The 760-nt window shown below is 72.2% G+C and carries 1 protein-coding gene; it reads right to left on the bottom strand.

Annotated elements, in window-relative coordinates; all coding sequences use genetic code 11:
* A partial coding sequence (locus CVM52_RS26235) for an amidase family protein (protein WP_240621092.1) occupies positions 1-760 on the bottom strand: 760 nt, incomplete at both ends.

Genomic DNA, 760 nt, shown 5'->3' with positions numbered 1-760 from the left:
CAGCGCCTCGGGTCCGCAATTCCGCGCCAGCCAGCCAGAGGCGAGGCCCAGGCGCAGTCCGGGCACCGGCTGTTCCAGCGTCGCGAGTGTCGGTTCCGCCCGGCGCGGGGCACAGCCGTGATCGTCCGGATCCGGCCCCTGCATCGCGTCATAGGCCAGCGCCAGGTCGCGGCTGCAGCGCGCCAACGGGCCGAGGTGGTCCAGGCTGTCGACGAAGGAAAACGTGCCGCTGCGCGGCAGGCGGCCATAGGTCGGCTTCAGGCTGAACACGCCGCACAGGGCGGCGGGCACCCGCAGCGAACCGTTGGTGTCCGAACCCAGCGAGATCGGCGCCATCCCCGCCGCCGTCGCCGCGCCCGACCCCGAAGAGGATCCGCCGCTGCTGCGGCCTCGGTCATGCGGATTGCGGCAGGGTCCGTCATGGAAGTTTTCGCCAGTGAAATCATAGGCATATTCGCCCATGCCCAGTGCCCCGACCAGAACCGCCCCGGCGGCGCGCAGCCGCCGGATCAGCACCGCGTCGCGCCGGGCGGGGGCACGGTCGCGGTTGATCTTCGCCCCGGCCAGGGTCGGCAGCCCCTCGATATCGAACAGGTTCTTCACCGCGAAGGGCACCCCGGCCAGCGGGCCGGGCGCCTGTCCTTGGTCCAGTTGCGCATCCACCGCCGCCGCCTCGGCCCGCGCGCGGGCGGTGGTGACAGCGGTAAAGGCGTTGATGGCGGGATCGGTGGCGGCGATATGGGCCAACGCCGCCTCGGTC

Source organism: Pseudooceanicola lipolyticus (assembly GCF_002786325.1).
GTDB lineage: Bacteria > Pseudomonadota > Alphaproteobacteria > Rhodobacterales > Rhodobacteraceae > Pseudooceanicola_C > Pseudooceanicola_C lipolyticus.
Note: the sequence above shows the minus strand (reverse complement) of the source record. Positions and strands in the feature narration are given on the sequence as shown.